General features: G+C 62.9%; 16 protein-coding genes. 9 read left to right on the plus strand and 7 right to left on the minus strand.

The window, feature by feature from the left end:
* Positions 1-108 precede the first annotated feature (108 nt).
* From BXU06_RS15580 to BXU06_RS15590, 3 genes are all read right to left on the minus strand, one after another.
* Positions 109-663, minus strand: a complete 555-nt coding sequence (locus BXU06_RS15580) for a flavodoxin family protein (protein WP_077301676.1) — start codon at positions 661-663, stop codon at positions 109-111.
* 155 nt (positions 664-818) lie between these two features.
* Positions 819-1,241, minus strand: coding sequence for a helix-turn-helix domain-containing protein (locus BXU06_RS15585; protein WP_077301679.1), 423 nt, complete (start codon positions 1,239-1,241; stop codon positions 819-821).
* Positions 1,242-1,338: 97 nt separating this feature from the next.
* Complete coding sequence (locus BXU06_RS15590) at positions 1,339-2,274, minus strand: LysR family transcriptional regulator (protein ID WP_077301682.1); 936 nt, start codon at positions 2,272-2,274, stop codon at positions 1,339-1,341.
* Positions 2,275-2,413: 139 nt separating this feature from the next.
* Between BXU06_RS15590 and BXU06_RS15595 the strand changes: the two genes are divergently transcribed.
* From BXU06_RS15595 to BXU06_RS15610, 4 genes are all read left to right on the plus strand, one after another.
* Positions 2,414-2,716 (plus strand): DUF3861 domain-containing protein, encoded by a 303-nt coding sequence (locus BXU06_RS15595; protein WP_077302973.1) that lies wholly within the window; start codon positions 2,414-2,416, stop codon positions 2,714-2,716.
* A 160-nt stretch (positions 2,717-2,876) separates the two neighbouring features.
* The gene (locus tag BXU06_RS15600) at positions 2,877-4,316 is read left to right on the plus strand and encodes an efflux transporter outer membrane subunit (RefSeq protein ID WP_077301685.1); all 1,440 of its coding nucleotides are present in this window, start codon (positions 2,877-2,879) and stop codon (positions 4,314-4,316) included.
* Positions 4,313-5,473: an HlyD family efflux transporter periplasmic adaptor subunit gene (locus tag BXU06_RS15605; RefSeq protein WP_077301688.1), complete on the plus strand. Its 1,161-nt coding sequence runs from the start codon at positions 4,313-4,315 to the stop codon at positions 5,471-5,473. The genes BXU06_RS15600 and BXU06_RS15605 overlap by 4 nt, the downstream gene beginning before the upstream one ends.
* Entirely contained in the window at positions 5,473-7,029 is a 1,557-nt protein-coding gene (locus BXU06_RS15610) for a DHA2 family efflux MFS transporter permease subunit (RefSeq protein WP_077301691.1), read from the plus strand. The genes BXU06_RS15605 and BXU06_RS15610 overlap by 1 nt, the downstream gene beginning before the upstream one ends.
* A gap of 115 nt (positions 7,030-7,144) precedes the next feature.
* Here BXU06_RS15610 and BXU06_RS15615 read toward each other — a convergent pair whose 3' ends face one another.
* Positions 7,145-8,404, minus strand: a complete 1,260-nt coding sequence (locus BXU06_RS15615; RefSeq protein WP_077301694.1) for a glutamate-5-semialdehyde dehydrogenase — start codon at positions 8,402-8,404, stop codon at positions 7,145-7,147.
* A gap of 283 nt (positions 8,405-8,687) precedes the next feature.
* Between BXU06_RS15615 and BXU06_RS15620 the strand changes: the two genes are divergently transcribed.
* The 5 genes from BXU06_RS15620 to BXU06_RS15640 all read left to right on the plus strand — a co-directional run bounded on the left by BXU06_RS15620 (position 8,688) and on the right by BXU06_RS15640 (position 13,572).
* Positions 8,688-9,449 carry a TSUP family transporter gene (locus BXU06_RS15620; RefSeq protein WP_216352497.1) on the plus strand — a complete coding sequence of 254 codons (762 nt, stop codon included), beginning with the start codon at positions 8,688-8,690 and terminating at the stop codon, positions 9,447-9,449.
* A 480-nt stretch (positions 9,450-9,929) separates the two neighbouring features.
* Complete coding sequence (locus BXU06_RS15625; RefSeq protein ID WP_077301700.1) at positions 9,930-11,051, plus strand: Re/Si-specific NAD(P)(+) transhydrogenase subunit alpha; 1,122 nt, start codon at positions 9,930-9,932, stop codon at positions 11,049-11,051.
* Between the two features lie 18 nt (positions 11,052-11,069).
* Positions 11,070-11,363 (plus strand): proton-translocating transhydrogenase family protein, encoded by a 294-nt coding sequence (locus BXU06_RS15630; RefSeq protein WP_077301703.1) that lies wholly within the window; start codon positions 11,070-11,072, stop codon positions 11,361-11,363.
* Between the two features lie 10 nt (positions 11,364-11,373).
* Positions 11,374-12,744 (plus strand): NAD(P)(+) transhydrogenase (Re/Si-specific) subunit beta, encoded by a 1,371-nt coding sequence (locus BXU06_RS15635; protein WP_077301706.1) that lies wholly within the window; start codon positions 11,374-11,376, stop codon positions 12,742-12,744.
* A gap of 216 nt (positions 12,745-12,960) precedes the next feature.
* Positions 12,961-13,572: a hypothetical protein gene (locus BXU06_RS15640; protein ID WP_077301709.1), complete on the plus strand. Its 612-nt coding sequence runs from the start codon at positions 12,961-12,963 to the stop codon at positions 13,570-13,572.
* Between the two features lie 134 nt (positions 13,573-13,706).
* Here BXU06_RS15640 and BXU06_RS15645 read toward each other — a convergent pair whose 3' ends face one another.
* From BXU06_RS15645 to BXU06_RS18680, 3 genes are all read right to left on the minus strand, one after another.
* On the minus strand, positions 13,707-14,054 hold the full coding sequence (locus tag BXU06_RS15645) for a DUF4189 domain-containing protein (RefSeq protein WP_077302975.1): 348 nt from the start codon (positions 14,052-14,054) through the stop codon (positions 13,707-13,709).
* 330 nt (positions 14,055-14,384) lie between these two features.
* A complete protein-coding gene (locus BXU06_RS15650) occupies positions 14,385-16,064 on the minus strand; it encodes a tetratricopeptide repeat protein (protein WP_171982243.1) in 1,680 nt (559 codons plus the stop codon).
* A 141-nt stretch (positions 16,065-16,205) separates the two neighbouring features.
* Entirely contained in the window at positions 16,206-16,310 is a 105-nt protein-coding gene (locus BXU06_RS18680; RefSeq protein ID WP_374754319.1) for an Rpn family recombination-promoting nuclease/putative transposase, read from the minus strand.
* Between the last annotated feature and the right edge of the window lie 187 nt (positions 16,311-16,497).

Here is a 16,497-nt window from a genome sequence, read left to right on the forward strand (position 1 = left end):
CCCTGCAAGACGGAGAGTCGGTGGAGGTGGATGGTGGGCGCGGGGTGGTGCGGCGGGTGAGCGGGGAATGACGGCAGGAGCAGCTCGGCTCCTGCCGGGGTGATGGCCTCAGCCCTTCAAACGCGCAGCCACTTCCGCCACCCGCGCGCCGTAGCGCTTGGCGGTGTCGATATCACCATCAGGAATCGCCTCAGCGCCGGCGTCGGAAGGCGCTTGCACCAGCAGGCCGACCGAGCCGCCCAGGTTGTTCACGTCATTGCGGCTGGCGTTCAGCGTGTTGGACGGCGGCAGGCCCAGGCTGACCCAGATGCCGCCGTGCTGCGAGGCCAGGGTTTGCAGATTGATCAGGGTGACTTGCTTGTCGCCGTTCAGGCTGGCGCTGACGGTGAAGCCGCCAAACACCTTGTCTTGCCAGGCGCGGGTGAACCAGGCTTTCGAGCTGGCGTCGGCAAACTTTTTGAACTGCCAGGGCACGCTGCCCATATAGGTGGGCGCGCCAAAGATGATGGCGTCGGCGGCGGCCAGATCGTCCCAGGCGGCGTCCGGCACATTACCTTCGCTGTCCACCGCAATCAGCTGCGCGCTGGCGCCTTCAGCCACCGCTTGCGCCACGCGCAGGGTGTGGCCATAACCGGAAAAATACACCACGACTGTTTTGCTCATTGCCTTGTCCTTTGCTGGTCGGGCCTGTGCGCCCGGAGGGAGGAAAAACCCGCGCCCGGCATCAGGCGAGGTGTGACGTCATGGTATCCAGCAGAAACCAAGTATTCAATGAGGCACTTTCAGGTGCTCAGGTTTCCTGCAGGAAACCACCTCGCTTACATGGCTGGCCGCGCGCCCATGCGGTGCACGGTGGCGGTCTGCGCTGTGGCTTGCTCGATGGCGCTGTCGTAGGCGCTTTGCGCCGCCAGCACGGCGTCCATATTCAGCTCCGCCCAGTGCGTCAGCGCCGAGACGGTTTCGGTGAGGGTGTGCCCCAGCGGCGTCAGCGCGTATTCCACTGTCACCGGTGCGGTGGCATGCACCGTGCGGCTGACCAGGCCATCGCGCTCCAGCTTGCGCAGGGTTTGCGTCAGCACTTTTTGCGTGACGCGCTTGATGTCACGCTTGAGCGCGTTAAACCGCTGTGGGCCGTTTTCCAGTCGGTCGAGGATCAGCAGCGCCCATTTGTCGGCCAGCCGCTCCAGCACCAGCCGGGTGGGGCAGCGATCTTGGTAAACGTCGTAGTCGAGGGAGCACATGATGGGAGCCTGCGAGGGGTTAGGTAGTTTCTGAAATATACCATCGTTGCAGTGAGCGGTGCAGGCAGATACCGCCTGCCGCCACCGCCACAACGGGCTACCCCTGCCCCATGGCACTGCTGCTGTCTCCCGACAGATGCGCTAGCCGCTCGCTCAAAAAATCAATAAACACCCGCACCTTGGGCGACAGCCCGCGCCGGCTGGGGTAGACCGCGCCGATTTCGGTGGGTGGGCCTTCCCAGTCGGGCAGCACGGGCAGTAGCTGGCCGGATTCCACTTCCGGGCGGATCAGGATCAGCGGCAGCAGTGCCACGCCCAGGCCGGCCAGGGCGGCAAACTTGATTACGCCGGGGTCGTTGGCCACCAGTTGCGGGGTGATGGCCACTTCGTGCGCTTCACCGTTCTGCCGGGCCAGCGGCCAGTAAAAGCGGCCATGACGGCCCAGGCGCGACAGGGTGAGCGTGGGGCGGTGGATCAGTTCGTCCAGCGTGGCCGGCTGGCCGGCGCGCGCTAGGTAGTCGGGGCTGGCGTACAGTGCCAGCCGGCTTTCGGCCAGGTAACGCACCGCATATGAAGAATCCGCCAGCGGACCAATACGGATGGACAGGTCAAAGCCTTCGGCCACCAGGTCTACCGCGTCGTTGCGCAGTTCCAGTTGCAGACGGATTTCCGGGTAACGCGCCATGAATTCTGGCACCAGCGGCACCAGCGCGCCCATGCCAAACGAAAACGACGCCGACACGCGCAGCTCGCCACGCGGTACGGCCTGCACCCGGCCAACCGCCAGATTGGCTTCTTCCATGTCCTGGACAATACGGCTGCAGTATTCGTGGTAAATCGCCCCGGCTTCGGTCAGCGCCACCCGGCGGGTGGTGCGCTGCAGGAGCCGGGTGCCGAGGCGTTCTTCCAGTTCCTGCACCTTGCGGCTAACCGTGGTTTTGGGCAGGCCCAGCGCACGCGAGGCGGCGATGAAGCTGCCGTGCTCGACCACTTTGGCAAACACCAGCAGCTGGTTGAGGTCAGTGTTGAGCATGTGATTATCCTGATGGCGGAACAATGTTTCCCGTTTTAGCTGGCTTATCCCACAAGCGGCGCTGCGCTACAGTCAAGGCATGCCGCGCATCATCCTTGGCGCGCCCTTCTTTAACTTTGGATTTTCAAGGCTGCAGATCATGCGACAACACCGCTACCGCATTACCGTGGCACCCCTGGCCGATGCCCACGGTGTGCCTTCTACCCATGCCGCCCCACTGGTGTTTGAGGTGGGCAACCACGACGACATCCTGACGGTGGTCGAGCGCCTGCGCCAGCGCAGCGACCTGCCCGCCAACAGTGCCACCGCGCTGGGAGTAGGACTGAAACTGTTTGGTGAGGTGATGCTGGAAAACAAGACCCACCCGCTGTTTGCCGGCCTGTTGCCGCACTTTGGCGACTTCATGCGCCAGCTGAAAAAAAGCCTGCCCGCCGAAGGGTAGACGGCTGTCTGCACATGACGTACCGGGTCAGCGTGTCGGCGGTGTGTCCTTTCGGCATATTATCCCACCCAAGGAACAATGTTTCCCATTTTCGCCAGCTTATCCCGCCGATAGCACTGGCGTACAGTGTAGCCTTCCTGATTTTTGATGCTTGGCGATCATGCGCTACGTGTTTTCTTGTCTTGCCGCCGCCAGCGCTGTCTGGCTGACGGCGTGTGCCGGGCCGGGGGTGCCGGCGTTGCCGCTGACGGTGCCTGCCGCGCTGGCCGGGCCGCTGAGCCAGGGGCCGGCGGCGTGGCCACAGGCACAGTGGTGGCGCGCGCTGGCCGATCCGCAACTGGATGCGCTGATGGAACAGGCGCTGGCCGATGCGCCGTCCATGCAGCTGGCGCGGGCGCGTTTGCGCCAGGCGGTGGCGCTGAGTGAACAGGCCGACGCCCGGCTGCTGCCCGGCGCGGCGCTGAACGCCGACGTCACCCGTCAGCGCTACAGCGAACACGGCACCATTCCGCCGCCGCTGGCCGGCAGCTGGCGCACCTCGGGCCAGTTGAGCCTGGATTTTGCCTATGATCTGGATCTGGCCGGCGGCGAACGCGCCAGCCGGGATGCGGCGCAACACCGCGCCCAGGCGGCCGAGGCCGACCAGGCCGGCGCGCGCCTGTTGCTCAGTGCGGCGCTGACCCATGCTTACTGGGGGCTGGACCGTCTGTACGCGCTGGCGGCGATTGCCCGCGAAGCGCAAGCCAGCGCCGAAAGTGCGGCGGCATGGCATGCCCAGCGCCAACATGCCGGGCTGGCGCACGCTGGCGAGCTGGCTGCCGCGCATAGCCAGGCGGCGGCGGCCCGTCAGGAAACGCTGGCGCTGGCCGAGCAGATCACCCTGCAGCGTCATGCGCTGGCCGCGCTGGCCGGCCAGGGCCCAGGCTTTGCGCAAACACTGCGCCAGCCAGCCCTGCGCGCACCCGCCGGTGATGACTTGCCCAGCGTGCTGCCGGCGGATCTGCTGGGGCGTCGCCCGGATCTGGTGGCGGCCCGCTGGCGGGTGGAAGCTGGCGGACGCGAGGTGGACAGCGCCCGCGCCGCGTTTTACCCCAATATCAATCTGCTCAGTTTTATTGGCTATTCGGCCATTGGCATGAGCCAGCTATTGCAATCCGCCAGCCGGATGGTGGGCGTGGGCCCGGCCTTGAGCCTGCCGCTGTTTGACGGCGGTGCCCGTCGCGCTGCGCTGGGCGGCGCGCAAGCCAGCCGTGATGGGGCGATTGCCCAGTACAACCAGAGCTTGCTCGACGCCGTGCGTGAGGTGGCCGACCAGGCCGCCAGCCTGCGTGCGCTAACCGAGCAGGCGGTGCACACCCATGCCGCGCTTACCCAGGCCAGTCTGGCCCGCCACACCGCACAGGCGCGTGCTCGCGCCGGGCTGGAGAGCGAACTGTCCGCGCTGGCACTGGACGCGCCCTGGCTGGCGCAACGCCGTCAGGCCGTCGAACTGAACACCCGCCGCCAGCAGGCCCGCATTGGCCTGATCAAGGCGCTGGGCGGCGCTTACCACGGCGACCTGCCCGCTTCTGCCCTGCTTTCCCGGAGTCATGCATCATGAGTCAAGCCCCCGTTGCCCCGACGCCGTCAGGCCGTCGCACCCAGCTGTTGATCCGGCTGGCCGCGCTGCTGCTGCTGGCCAGCCTGGCGTACACCGCCTGGTGGGCGCTGGTTGCCCGCTACCACGAACACACCGACAACGCCTACGTCAGCGGCAATCTGGTGCAGATCACCCCGCAAACCAGCGGCACCGTGCTGGCCATTCAGGCTGACGATACCGACTACGTGACCGCTGGCCAGCCGCTGGTGCTGCTCGACCCGGCTGATGCGCGGGTGGCGCTGGAGCAGGCCGAGGCCGATCTGGCCCAGCAGGTGCGCCTGGCGCGCAACCTGTTTGCCAGCCGCGCAGCGGCGGCGGCCCAACTGGCGGTGCGCCAGGCCGAACTGACCCGCGCCGAGGCCGATCTGGCCCGGCGTCAGCAGGCGGCTGGTGGTGCGGTGGCGCAGGAAGAGCTGGCCCACGCCCAGTCGGCAGTGCTGACTGCCCGGGCCGCGCAGACCAGCGCGAAAGAACAACTGAGCGCCAGCGAGGCGCAAACCGAAGGCACCACGCCGGCAGAACATCCGGCGGTGCAACGCGCAGCGGCCAAGGTGCGCGAAGCGCATCTGGCCATGACCCGCGCCATGCTGCCCGCCCCGGTGAGCGGCTATGTGGCCAAGCGCAGCGTGCAGGTGGGCCAGCGCATCCAGCCTGGCGCACCGCTGATGGCGATTGTGCCGCTGACCGGCCTGTGGGTGGAGGCCAATTTCAAGGAAAGCCAGCTGGCGCGCATGCGCATTGGCCAGCCGGTGACATTGCGCGCCGATGTGTACGGCAGCCAGGTGGAATACCACGGCAAGGTGCTGGGCCTGGGTGCCGGTACGGGTGGGGTGTTCTCGCTGCTGCCGGCGCAAAACGCCACCGGCAACTGGATCAAAGTGGTGCAGCGGGTGCCGGTGCGGGTCAGCCTGGACGCCGCCGAACTGGCGGCGCATCCGCTGCGGGTGGGGCTGTCGATGCTGGCCGAGGTGGATTTGCATGACCAGTCTGGCCCGGTGCTGGGCACCACGCCGCGCCAGGCTCCGGCGCTGCAGACCACGGTGTTTGGCGCGAAAGACCAGCAGGCGGAACAGCGCATTGCGCGGATTATTGCTGCCAATCTGGGCAAGAGCCGCTGATGAGCGCCGCTGCTCATCCGCCCGTCGGGCACGCACCATTGCAGGGGCCGGCGCTGGTGGCCGGCACCGTGGCCTTGTCGCTGGCCACCTTTATGAATGTGCTGGACACCACCATTGCCAATGTGTCGATTCCGGCGATTGCCGGCGACCTGGGCGTGTCGTCGTCGCAGGGCACCTGGGTGATTACCTCGTTTGCCGTGGCCAATGCCATTGCCGTGCCACTCACCGGCTGGCTGACCCAGCGCTTTGGCCAGGTGCGGCTGTTTGTTGCGTCGGTGCTGCTGTTTGTGCTGGCGTCGCTGTTGTGCGGGCTGGCACCCAATCTGGAGCTGCTGATTGCTTTCCGGATTGTGCAGGGCGCGGTGGCCGGGCCGATGATTCCGCTGTCGCAGGCGCTGTTGCTCAGCTCCTACCCGCCAGCCAAAAGCGGCATGGCGCTGGCCATGTGGTCGATGACCACCATGGTGGCCCCGGTGATCGGGCCGATTCTGGGCGGCTGGCTGTCGGACAATGTGTCCTGGCCGTGGATTTTTTACATCAATATCCCGGTGGGCCTGCTGGCCGCCTGGGTGACCTGGCAAATTTATCGCCCGCGTGAAAGCCCAACCCGCATTGTGCCAATCGACAAGCCCGGCCTGATTGCCCTGGTGATCTGGGTGGGCGCGCTGCAAATCATGCTGGACAAGGGCAAGGAGCTGGACTGGTTCAACTCGGGCGAAATTGTGGCACTGGGCCTGGTGGCGCTGGTGGCGTTTGTGTTTTTTCTGGTGTGGGAGCTGAACGAAGCACACCCGGTGGTGGATTTGTCGCTGTTTGCCCGGCGCAATTTTGTGGCGGGCACGCTCACCCTGGCGATGGCCTACGGGCTGTTTTTTGGCGGCATCGTGATTATCCCGCTGTGGCTGCAAACCCAGATGGGCTACACCGCCACCCTGGCCGGGCTGACTGCCGCGCCAGTGGGGATTCTGGCGCTGCTGCTGTCGCCCATCATTGGTAAATCCCTGCCCAGGGTGGACCCACGCTGGCTGGCCAGTGCCTCGTTTGTGATTCTGGCCAGTGTGTCTTTCATGCGCGCCGGCTTTACCACTGGGGTGGATAATTTTACCGTGGTGCTGCCGCAAATCGTGCTGGGGGCGGGCATGGCCACGCTGTTTCTGCCGCTGACTGCCATCCTGCTGTCCGGCGTGCCACCGGCGCGCATTCCGGCGGCGTCGGGCTTGTCCAACTTCTGCCGGATCACTGCTGGCGCATTTGGCACCTCAATCGCCACCACGGTGTGGGAAGACCGCACCCACCTGCACCACGCCCAACTGGTGGAACAGCTTACGCCGTATAGCCCCGGCGCGGTGCAGGCGCAAGCCAGCCTGTCCAGCGCCGGCCTGAGTCCGGAGCAAACCCTGGGCACGCTGGAGCGGATGGTAACGGGCCAGGCGGCGGTGCTGGCGTCGAATGAGTATTTCTGGCTGTCGGGGTTTTTGTTTCTTTCCCTGCTTGGCCTGGTGTGGCTGGCGCGACCCCAGGCGCGGGTGGCGATGGGGCCGGGGGCGGATCATTAAGAACGCGCTGATGGATTCATAAAAATCGTTTTTGTGAACGAGGTGAGGGCATCACGCCTTGCCTCGACCCACGATGCCTGCGCCCCCCACGCCCACGGTGTGTTCGCCGAATGGCTTATCCCCTGACCTGGCCATCTCCCAGCACAATCCACTTCTGGCTGGTCAGCCCATGCAAGCCCACCGGGCCACGGGCGTGGATCTTGTCGGTGGAAATACCAATTTCAGCGCCCAGGCCGTATTCAAAGCCGTCGGCAAAGCGGGTGCTGGCGTTCACCATCACGCTGGACGAATCCACCTCGCGCAAGAAGCGCCGGGCGGTGGTGTAGTTTTCGGTGATGATGGCATCGGTGTGATGGCTGCCGTAGTGGTTGATGTGGTTGATGGCCTCGTCCAGGCTGTCCACCACTTTCAGCGCCACAATCGGTGCGGCGTATTCGGTAAACCAGTCGTCTTCGCTGGCCGGTTTGACCTGAGCACCGATGATCTCTTGCGCGCGCGGGCAGCCGCGCAGTTCCACGCCCTTGCTCAGGTAGATGGCGCTGATCACCGGCAGGAACGCCACCGCCACGGTGTGGTGTACCAGCAGGGTTTCCATGGTGTTGCAGGTGCCATAGCGCTGGGTTTTGGCGTTGTCGGCAATCCGCCCAGCCTTTACCAGGTCGGCGTCCACGTCCACATACACATGACAGTTGCCGTCCAGGTGCTTGATCACCGGCACGCGCGCCTCGGCGGACACGCGGGCAATCAGGCCCTTGCCGCCACGCGGCACAATCACATCGACGTATTCGGTCATGGTGACCAGCTCGCCGACGGTAGCGCGGTCGGTGGTGTTGATCACCTGCACCGCACCTTCCGGCAGGCCAGCTTCACGCAGGCCCTCATGCACGCAGGCGGCAATGGCCTGGTTGCTGCGAATGGCTTCCGAGCCGCCGCGCAGGATGCAGGCGTTGCCGGATTTCAGGCACAGGCCGGCGGCATCGGCAGTGACGTTGGGGCGGGCTTCGTAAATGATGCCAATCACGCCTAGCGGCACGCGCATCTTGCCCAGCTGGATGCCGGACGGGCGGTAGGCAAATTCGCCCATTTCGCCCACCGGGTCGGGCAGGGCGGCAATCTGGCGCAGGCCTTCGGCCATTTGCGCCACGCCAGTGGCCGACAGTGTCAGCCGGTCGAGCATGGCCGGCTCCAGCCCGGCGTCACGGGCGGCGGCCAGGTCGGCCTGGTTGGCGGCCACCAGCGCGTCGGCCTCGCGCGTCAGGGCGTCGGCGATGGCGTGCAGGGCGCGGTTTTTTTGCTGAGTGTCGGCTTTGGCCAGTTCGCGGCTGGCGGTGCGGGCAGCGCGGCCCAGCGTCTGCATGTAGGCGTGAATGTCCATCGTATGTCTTTCGCTATGCCCATGGGCCGCTTGGGGGCCGCGTCGGGGCGGAATGGGGAGAGGCCGGTGATCAAGGCCAGCCAGAAGGGATGATAACGAAAATTTATTGATATGTTGTCGATAAATTGTGTTTATTGGCTGGCCCTGTGCTGCTCTGGCCACAATAAAGATGCCAAAGACTAGTTTATGTCGATGCTACATGCCATTACACTTGCCTTTGTGATGTTTTGACCGGGCAAATCGCTGTGGTAGGCTGTGTTTTTCATGGCAAGGCATGGTGGACATGACTGAGTCGCTGATGTTTTTGGGCGTCATGGCGTTTATGGCCGGCCTGATTGACGCTGCGGTGGGCGGTGGCGGGCTGATCCAGATTCCGGCCTTGTTCAACGCGCTGCCTGGCGCGGCTCCGGCGGTGGTGTTTGGCACCAACAAGGTGGCGGCGGTGTCGGGCACGTTGTTTGCCGCGCGCAGCTATGTGCGCCGGGTGCGCTTGCCGTGGCGGCTGGTGCTGCCGGCGGCGCTGGCAGCGTTTGCGCTGTCGTTTGTCGGGGCCAGCGCGGTCAGTTTGATTCCCAAGGCGGTGATGCGTCCGCTGGTGCTGGCGCTCTTGCTGGTGATGGCGGTCTATACGCTGTGGAAGAAGGATTTTGGTGCACTGCACACGCCGGTGACAGTAGGGCGACGCCAGCGCATCCAGGCCATGCTGCTAGGTGGGGCCATTGGTTTTTATGATGGCCTGTTTGGTCCGGGCACAGGCAGCTTCCTGATTTTTTTGTTCATCCGCTGCTTTGCCTTTGATTTTTTGCATGCGTCGGCAGCAGCCAAGTTTGTCAATATCGCCACCAATCTGGCAGCACTGGCGTATTTTTTGCCGCAAGATCAAGTGCTTTGGCATTATGCGTTGCCCATGGCAGTGTGCAATGTGCTGGGGGCGCTCAGCGGCTCGTGGCTGGCCTTGCGCGGTGGCAGCCAGCTGGTGCGCGGGGTGTTTTTGCTGCTGCTGGTGGTGCTGATTGGTCGGTTTGCTTACGAAATTGTGGCCTGAGTGTGACGGCAGTATTTTGCAGTGCAGCATAGGCTGGCCCGACTCCGGGCCGGTTAATTTTTTACTGTAACGCTTGATGTAACAGTGACTTTGGTAATAGTCGCTATGGATTCATGCAGATAGCGCCTTTGGTCATAAGGTCTGACCAAAGACAAGGGGGTGGGATAAGCTGAGGATAAAAATATTGCATTGCATCAAGTTGTTGGTTTATAACGTCGCTTATTCGTAAAAACACTTCACAAAAAGGACGTTGTATGGCTTAAATATGCATAAGGGTAAAACAAGCGTTTGAAATGCGCCGTGAGCCGACTGGCCTTGCCTGCCCGTCGATTGACGACGCCTTTCCGACCGGAACACGCCAGTACTTTCTGACGATTGCGGCCGGCTCTTTGTCCGGGCAGGGTAAGCCCCTGTACCGCCTTCGCCCTTCGCTGGCATGTCATAGGCAATCCATTTTTCAACTCCGCGAGGTTCATCCACATGCATATTGCCATTCCCGCCGAACAGGCGGCCGGCGAAAGCCGGGTGGCGGCGACACCGGACACGGTGAAGAAGTACGTCGCCCTGGGTCATTCTGTGGCCGTCGAAACCGGAGCAGGGCGGGCATCCGCCGTGCTTGACGAAGCTTATATCGCCGCTGGCGCTACCGTGGTGGGCGACCGCTCGGCCTTGTTGGCAGCTGCCGACATTGTGCTGACCGTGCGCACCCTGCCGGCTGCCGATATTGCGTCGCTCAAATCCGGTGCCGTGCTGATCGGCATGCTCGATCCGCACAACAACCCCACCCTGGCCGAGCTGACCAGCCGTCAGGTCAGTGCGTTTGCCATGGAACTGCTGCCGCGCACCACGCGCGCGCAGAGCATGGACGTGCTGTCCAGCCAGAACAACATTGCCGGCTACCGCGCGGTGTTGCTGGCCACCCAGTTCTACCCGCGCTTCATGCCCATGCTGATGACCGCTGCCGGCACGGTGAAAGCCGCCAAGGTGCTGGTGCTGGGCGCTGGCGTGGCCGGTTTGCAGGCGATTGCCACCGCCAAGCGCCTGGGTGCCGTGGTGGAGGCGTTCGACGTGCGTCCGGCCACCAAGGAACAGGTGGAGTCGCTCGGTGCCAAGTTTGTTGAAGTGCCGATGACCGACGAAGAGAAAAAAGCCAACGACGGGGTGTACGCCAAAGAGATGTCCGACGACTACAAGCGTCGTCAGGGCGAACTGATGGCCAAGCACGCCAAGGCTGCCGACATTGTCATCACCACCGCGCTGATTCCGGGCAAGAAAGCCCCGATCCTGCTGGAAGCCGACATTGTCGCCGGCATGAAGCCGGGCGCGGTGATTGTGGACATCGCCGCCGAATCGGGCGGCAACTGTCCGCTGACCCAGGCCGGTCAGGTGATCACCACCGACCAGGGCGTGACTGTGGTGGGCTTTACCAACCTGCCGGGCCTGGTGGCGGCTGACGCCTCCAGCCTGTACGCCAAAAACCTGCTGACCTTCCTGAGCCTGATGCTCACCAAGGAAGGTTTCTCGCTGAACCTGGAAGACGACCTGCTGGCGGCCACCCTGATTACCCATCAGGGCGTGCAACGCTTTGGCCAGCCGGCGTAAGCGACAAGGAGCTCAATCATGACTGATCCGTTCATCATCAGCCTGACCATTTTCGTGCTGGCCGTCTTTGTGGGCTACCACGTGGTGTGGAACGTTACCCCGGCCCTGCATACCCCGCTGATGGCGGTGACCAATGCCATTTCCGGCATCATCATCGTCGGTGCCATGCTGCAAGTGGTGGATATCAACGGCGAAACCCTGACCATCACCTCGATTCTGGGCGCGGTGGGGATTTTCCTGGCCAGCATCAACATCTTCGGCGGCTTCCTGGTCACCCAGCGCATGCTCGATATGTTCAAGAAGAAGAAATAAGGAGCCCGCCATGCAAAATCTGTCTGCTGTGTTGTATCTGATTTCGGCGGTGCTGTTCATTCTGTCGCTCAAGGGCCTGTCTTCTCCGGCCAGCTCGCGCAAGGGCAATACCTACGGCATGATCGGCATGCTGATTGCCGTGGCCACCACCTTCATGGTGCTGGACAAGCCGGTGCTGCTGCTGATTGTGGGGGCCATTGCCGCTGGCGCTGCGATTGGCGCATTCAAGGCCAAAACCGTGGAAATGACCCACATGCCAGAGCTGGTTGCCGCCATGCACTCGCTGGTGGGCCTGTCGGCAGTGCTGATTGCCGTGGCGGCCATCTTCCACACCGGGGTGGAGCATAGCCCGGTGCAAAAGATCGAGCTGTTCATCGGCGCGTTCATTGGCGCGATTACCTTCACCGCCTCGGTGATTGCCTATGGCAAGCTGTCGGGCAAGTTTGGTGCCAAAGCGCTGAACTTCAGCGGCCAGCATCTGCTTAACCTGGTGATGGCGCTGGCGATGGTGGGCTTTGGCGCGGTGTATTTCTTCACCGACAGCCACGCGGCCTTCCTGGTGATGGTGGCGATTGCCCTGGTGCTGGGCGTGACCCTGATTGTGCCGATTGGCGGTGCCGACATGCCGGTGGTGGTGTCGATGCTCAACAGCTACTCGGGCTGGGCTGCCGCTGGTATTGGCTTTACCCTGAACAACCCGGTGCTGATCATTGCCGGTGCATGTGTGGGGGCTTCCGGCGCGATTCTGTCTTACATCATGTGTAAAGCCATGAACCGCTCGATCGTCAGCGTGCTGTTGGGTGGCTTTGGTGCCGAAGTGGCAACAGGTGGCGGCGGCGACAGCGGCCCGAAGAACTACAAGTCGGGTTCGGCAGAAGACGCCGGCTTCCTGATGGCCAACGCCGACAGCGTGGTGATTGTGCCGGGTTACGGCCTGGCCGTATCGCGCGCCCAGCATGCGCTGCAGGAGTTTGCCGAGCTGCTGCATGAAAAGGGCGTCAAGGTTCGCTACGCCATTCACCCGGTGGCGGGCCGGATGCCGGGGCATATGAACGTGCTGCTGGCCGAAGCCGAAGTGCCGTATGACCAGGTGCTGGAAATGGAAGAAATCAACTCGGACTTTGCCGACACCGACGTGGTACTGGTGATTGGTGCCAACGACGTGGTCAACCCGGCTGCGCTGAAGGACAAGAGCAGCTCAATCTATGGCATGCCGATTCTGGAAGCGCACAAGGCGCGTACCATTATTGTGGTCAAGCGTTCGATGAGCGTGGGCTACGCCGGCCTGGACAACGAACTGTTCTACATGGATAAAACCATGATGGTGTTTGGCGATGCCAAGAAAGTGGTGGAAGATCTGGTGAAGTCGGTGGTGCATTAAGCCCCTGGCTGTGCTTCTGCCCCCCGCCCGGCTGGTTTCTGGCCCGGCGGGGGTTTTTGCATTTGCTGGGCGGGCGTGAACACCGGCCAGGCCCAAATCCGGCACAGCAGGCAGTTTGTGGCCTGATGCGCCGTTTATTCGTGCAATTGTCCTGCTGAACCCTGCACGATGGGCGGAATTTTGTTACTATTTCAACACGTTCCCTCATTGTCAGCCATGCACCCCAACGACCCCATTTCCAAGCAGCTGCCCTTGCGCTTTGCCAACGGGCAAACCATCCGCCGTTTTGCCAAACACTGCCCCGCCTGCAAGCAGGTGGTGGACAGCCAATACATGCACGGCATTGCCCAGCTGGTTCAGGAGCGCGTGGTGATTGCCGCCCAGGCCAAATGCCCCGCCTGCGGCCACGCCTTTGCCGTCACCTGCGTGGTGACCGACGACAAGGAGGTACACCGCGTGCTGGTGCCGGGCTGGGTGCTGCGCTGGTGGCTGGGCCGCCAGTCGGCAGATGCGCCGCGTCTGCGCGACCGCGACAGCCGCGAATGGGAATACGAAGACACCCCGCCTGCTGCTGCGGCCACTCCTGCCGCTGCGCCCACCCCCTCATCGCCCGCCCCCAGCCTGAGCCTGGGCGATTCCGTTGCCGCTGAAGAATCCATCGGCCAGTATCAGGGCGCGCCAATCCCGGCCTGGATTGAAAGCCAGGGCCAGCGCTATGTGTTTCAGCGTGCCACCCCGGACGGCCCGCGCACCCGGCTGGGCGAGGGAGAAGTGCTGTACCAGGAGCGGCTGGTGTATTTGCGAGCCGGTGTCAACCTGAGCGCCTGAACCGGCGCAAAGCCAAGACAATACGCAAAAACGCCCGCCTGCAATCCATCGCAGGCGGGCGTTTTTTAATCTGCTGCGGTGCATCGTCGGTCTTTGTTGTCTGACTGCATCCGCCACAAAGACCTGGCCGGGCCTTATTCGCAGTCAGAAATCAGGATTTTGCAGGCTGCATCGCCGCATTCATCCAGCGCGCGCGCTTCAGCAATTTTCTTGGTGGCACCGTAGCCCACGCCGGAATACTTGCGCGAGTTGGCGTAAGCGCCACATTTGTTGAACCACACCGCCACGGTGCAGTTTTTGTTGCCGCTGTTGCGGCATTCTTTCAGGGCACCTGCTTTGGCTTCTTTTTCCGAGCTCATCCCGGTTACGTAGCCGTAGCCAGGTTCGAGTTCGCCCACTTCATCATCCACGGCAATTGCGCCTACGGCAAAAGCGGACATCGGCAGGGCCAGCAGCAGGGCGGCAAACAGCGAACGGGTCATTTTTTTCAAGGGATTCTCCAGGGTGGTTCAACAAGAAACAGCTGCTGTGTCACTTGGGGGTGACATCGTTATTCTGGGGCTGGGGTCGCCGGGTGAGACAGCCGTCTGGCCGTATTGAACCGCTGGCGGTGACCACAGTGTTGCCATGACAAACAAAATCATATGGGGAGCATATATAGCGTGATTGGCTTTGGCAAGCACCGTGCGGGAGCGTGGCGGGTTATGCTTAAAACATATGATATATGTTTAGTTTGCACGCAATAACTGAGTATCTCTATGACGTTGACGGGCGTTTTTTATTTAAATACGTCGATAAGCCAGTGAAAAATCTCAGTTTGCTGTCCGTTTGACCCTGGTGTGGTACAACTGGGTCAGCAGCGTTTCAAATCCACGGGCAAAGCCTGCTGCATTACATAACGGTGACGCCAGCATGCGGGCGCGCAGCGTCTGGCGCAGGGTGGCCAGATAGGGCAGCCTGGCGGCCAGGTCCACGGCTATCTGCACATAGTCCTCGCCGGTGTGTCCGGCCAGTTCGGTCAGGCCCAGCGCTGACAAAAACGCCCAGGTTTGCCGGCTGACTGGCCGCGCCTGCGGCCAACTGACCACCGGCACGCCCATCCACAATGCCTCGCAGCTGGTATGCCCGCCGGTAAACGGAAACGGGTCCAGTGCGATATCCATATCGGCATATTCGCCCAGCAGCTCGGCGTGACAGGAAAACGGACGCAATGTCATCCGCTCCGGGTCAATCCCGCGTCGGGCAAACGCATCCCGCACCTGCTGCCGGGCGCTGGCTTCGCTGTAATCCCGCCATTTCAACAGCAGGCGTGAATCGGGCACAGCAGCCAAAATCTGCGCCCAGCGGTCAAACACCCCATCGTGGTATTTAGCCGGATTATTGAAACTGCCAAAGGTAATATAACCCCGCTGAAGCGCCGGGGGCGGGGCAACAGCCGGGGCAAATCCGGGTGCCCGATAGCAAAACCGCCCGGCAGGCAAATACGCCACCTGCTCGGTAAACTGTGTTTCTGCGCCTGCTGGCACATGCCAGCGATCCATCAGCACATAATCCATCGCCGGCACCCCGGTGGTGGCAAAGTAGCCCAGCCACGACACCTGCAGCGGCGCGGCCCGCCGGGCCAGCACGGCCAGCCGGTGGCCAGCGGTGTGTCCGGACAGATCCACCAGCACGTCCAGCTGATGGCTGCGCAAAGTGGCCAGCAGCGAAGCCGAATCCAGCGCCGACACATCCAGCCAGGCCGCCTGCTGCTTCAGCGCCTGGCGCGTGTCATCGTCGCGTCCGCCAGTGCTATACAACACCGGCTGGATGCGTTGCCGGTCCAGCGCATCCAGCACCGGCAACAGAAACATCCCCACCGGATGGTCGCATAAATCCGGCGACAGGAACCCCACCCGCAATGGCTGCCCCGCCTGGGGTGGCCGGTCCGGCATGGGATCTGCTGGCGGGCACAGCGCGGCAAACGCCTGCGCCTGTTGATACAAGCGCGTTGTTTCCACCGGCTGGTACTGCATCGCCATCAGCCGGGTGGACAGCAGCGCAGCCAGATTGTCTTGGGCTAGCGCCAGGTTTGGCTCCAGCTGCAGCGCCTGGCGCAATGCCTGCTCCGCGGCATCCCATTCCGCCACATCCGCCAGCGCCACGCCCAGATTACACTGCGCCAGCGCCCAGCCCGGCTGCCGTTCGGTGGCCAGGCGAAACGCCGCCACTGCCTCGGCAGGGCGATGGGCGGCACGCAGGGCATTGCCTAAATTATACGCCGCATGCTGATTCGACCCCGGCAGCGCCACCGCACGCTGCAGCAGTCCGATGGCTTCTTCCAACTGGCCGTGCTGGCGCAAGATGCTGCCCAGATTGGTCAGCGCGGGCAGGGTGTCTGGCGCGATGGCCAGCACCGCCCGATAGCCTGTCACCGCCTGATCCAGCTGCCCGGCACGATGGGCAGCAATGGCGTCGGCCAACTGGGTAGAAGAGGCAGGGGCGGTGTTCATGGGATAAGACAATAATTGGTGAGCACTGGGGCGTGCGGAGGATAGGAGGAGGGCGAAGATGAATGCATAGCGGTTGTGCTGCCAGCGATGGAATGACAGGCCTGGGACCCTAACCATGGAGCAAGTCACACTATATTAACACTAACATCCATGCACAAACCTGCTTTGCAGCGCCAGGACACACATCCGCACCGCCATCCATGAGTCGGCAGTGCTCTGGAATTCAATCAGCAGGTAAAGATACACCCATTCGCCGTCGGCCTTCAGTCGTCGGGGATGAAGCCCAGGGCAATCGCATGAACGGATATCAGCCCAAGTCCGCAGAACAGTTGATGGCCATTCTCATGAAATGAACACTCTGCCAGCCGCTACGGGCCTTCTTTGTCCATGATTCCGTCCAAAAAAACCACAAGTAGAGAGGGTGTGGACAGTC

Origin of the sequence: Aquaspirillum sp. LM1 (genome assembly GCF_002002905.1) — a bacterium.
Lineage (GTDB): Bacteria > Pseudomonadota > Gammaproteobacteria > Burkholderiales > Aquaspirillaceae > Rivihabitans.

Bases quoted from the DNA above. Each gene is read 5' to 3' on its own strand.
- BXU06_RS15595 (WP_077302973.1), top strand. From the start codon at position 2,414: ATGCGACAACACCGCTACCGCATTACCGTGGCACCCCTGGCCGATGCC.
- BXU06_RS15625 (WP_077301700.1), top strand. From the start codon at position 9,930: ATGCATATTGCCATTCCCGCCGAACAGGCGGCCGGCGAAAGCCGGGTG.
- BXU06_RS15610 (WP_077301691.1), top strand. From the start codon at position 5,473: ATGAGCGCCGCTGCTCATCCGCCCGTCGGGCACGCACCATTGCAGGGG.
- BXU06_RS15605 (WP_077301688.1), top strand. From the start codon at position 4,313: ATGAGTCAAGCCCCCGTTGCCCCGACGCCGTCAGGCCGTCGCACCCAG.
- BXU06_RS15580 (WP_077301676.1), bottom strand. From the start codon at position 663: ATGAGCAAAACAGTCGTGGTGTATTTTTCCGGTTATGGCCACACCCTG.
- BXU06_RS15650 (WP_171982243.1), bottom strand. From the start codon at position 16,064: ATGAACACCGCCCCTGCCTCTTCTACCCAGTTGGCCGACGCCATTGCT.
- BXU06_RS15630 (WP_077301703.1), top strand. From the start codon at position 11,070: ATGACTGATCCGTTCATCATCAGCCTGACCATTTTCGTGCTGGCCGTC.
- BXU06_RS15620 (WP_216352497.1), top strand. From the start codon at position 8,688: ATGACTGAGTCGCTGATGTTTTTGGGCGTCATGGCGTTTATGGCCGGC.
- BXU06_RS15585 (WP_077301679.1), bottom strand. From the start codon at position 1,241: ATGTGCTCCCTCGACTACGACGTTTACCAAGATCGCTGCCCCACCCGG.
- BXU06_RS15600 (WP_077301685.1), top strand. From the start codon at position 2,877: ATGCGCTACGTGTTTTCTTGTCTTGCCGCCGCCAGCGCTGTCTGGCTG.
- BXU06_RS15590 (WP_077301682.1), bottom strand. From the start codon at position 2,274: ATGCTCAACACTGACCTCAACCAGCTGCTGGTGTTTGCCAAAGTGGTC.
- BXU06_RS15645 (WP_077302975.1), bottom strand. From the start codon at position 14,054: ATGACCCGTTCGCTGTTTGCCGCCCTGCTGCTGGCCCTGCCGATGTCC.
- BXU06_RS15635 (WP_077301706.1), top strand. From the start codon at position 11,374: ATGCAAAATCTGTCTGCTGTGTTGTATCTGATTTCGGCGGTGCTGTTC.
- BXU06_RS15640 (WP_077301709.1), top strand. From the start codon at position 12,961: ATGCACCCCAACGACCCCATTTCCAAGCAGCTGCCCTTGCGCTTTGCC.
- BXU06_RS15615 (WP_077301694.1), bottom strand. From the start codon at position 8,404: ATGGACATTCACGCCTACATGCAGACGCTGGGCCGCGCTGCCCGCACC.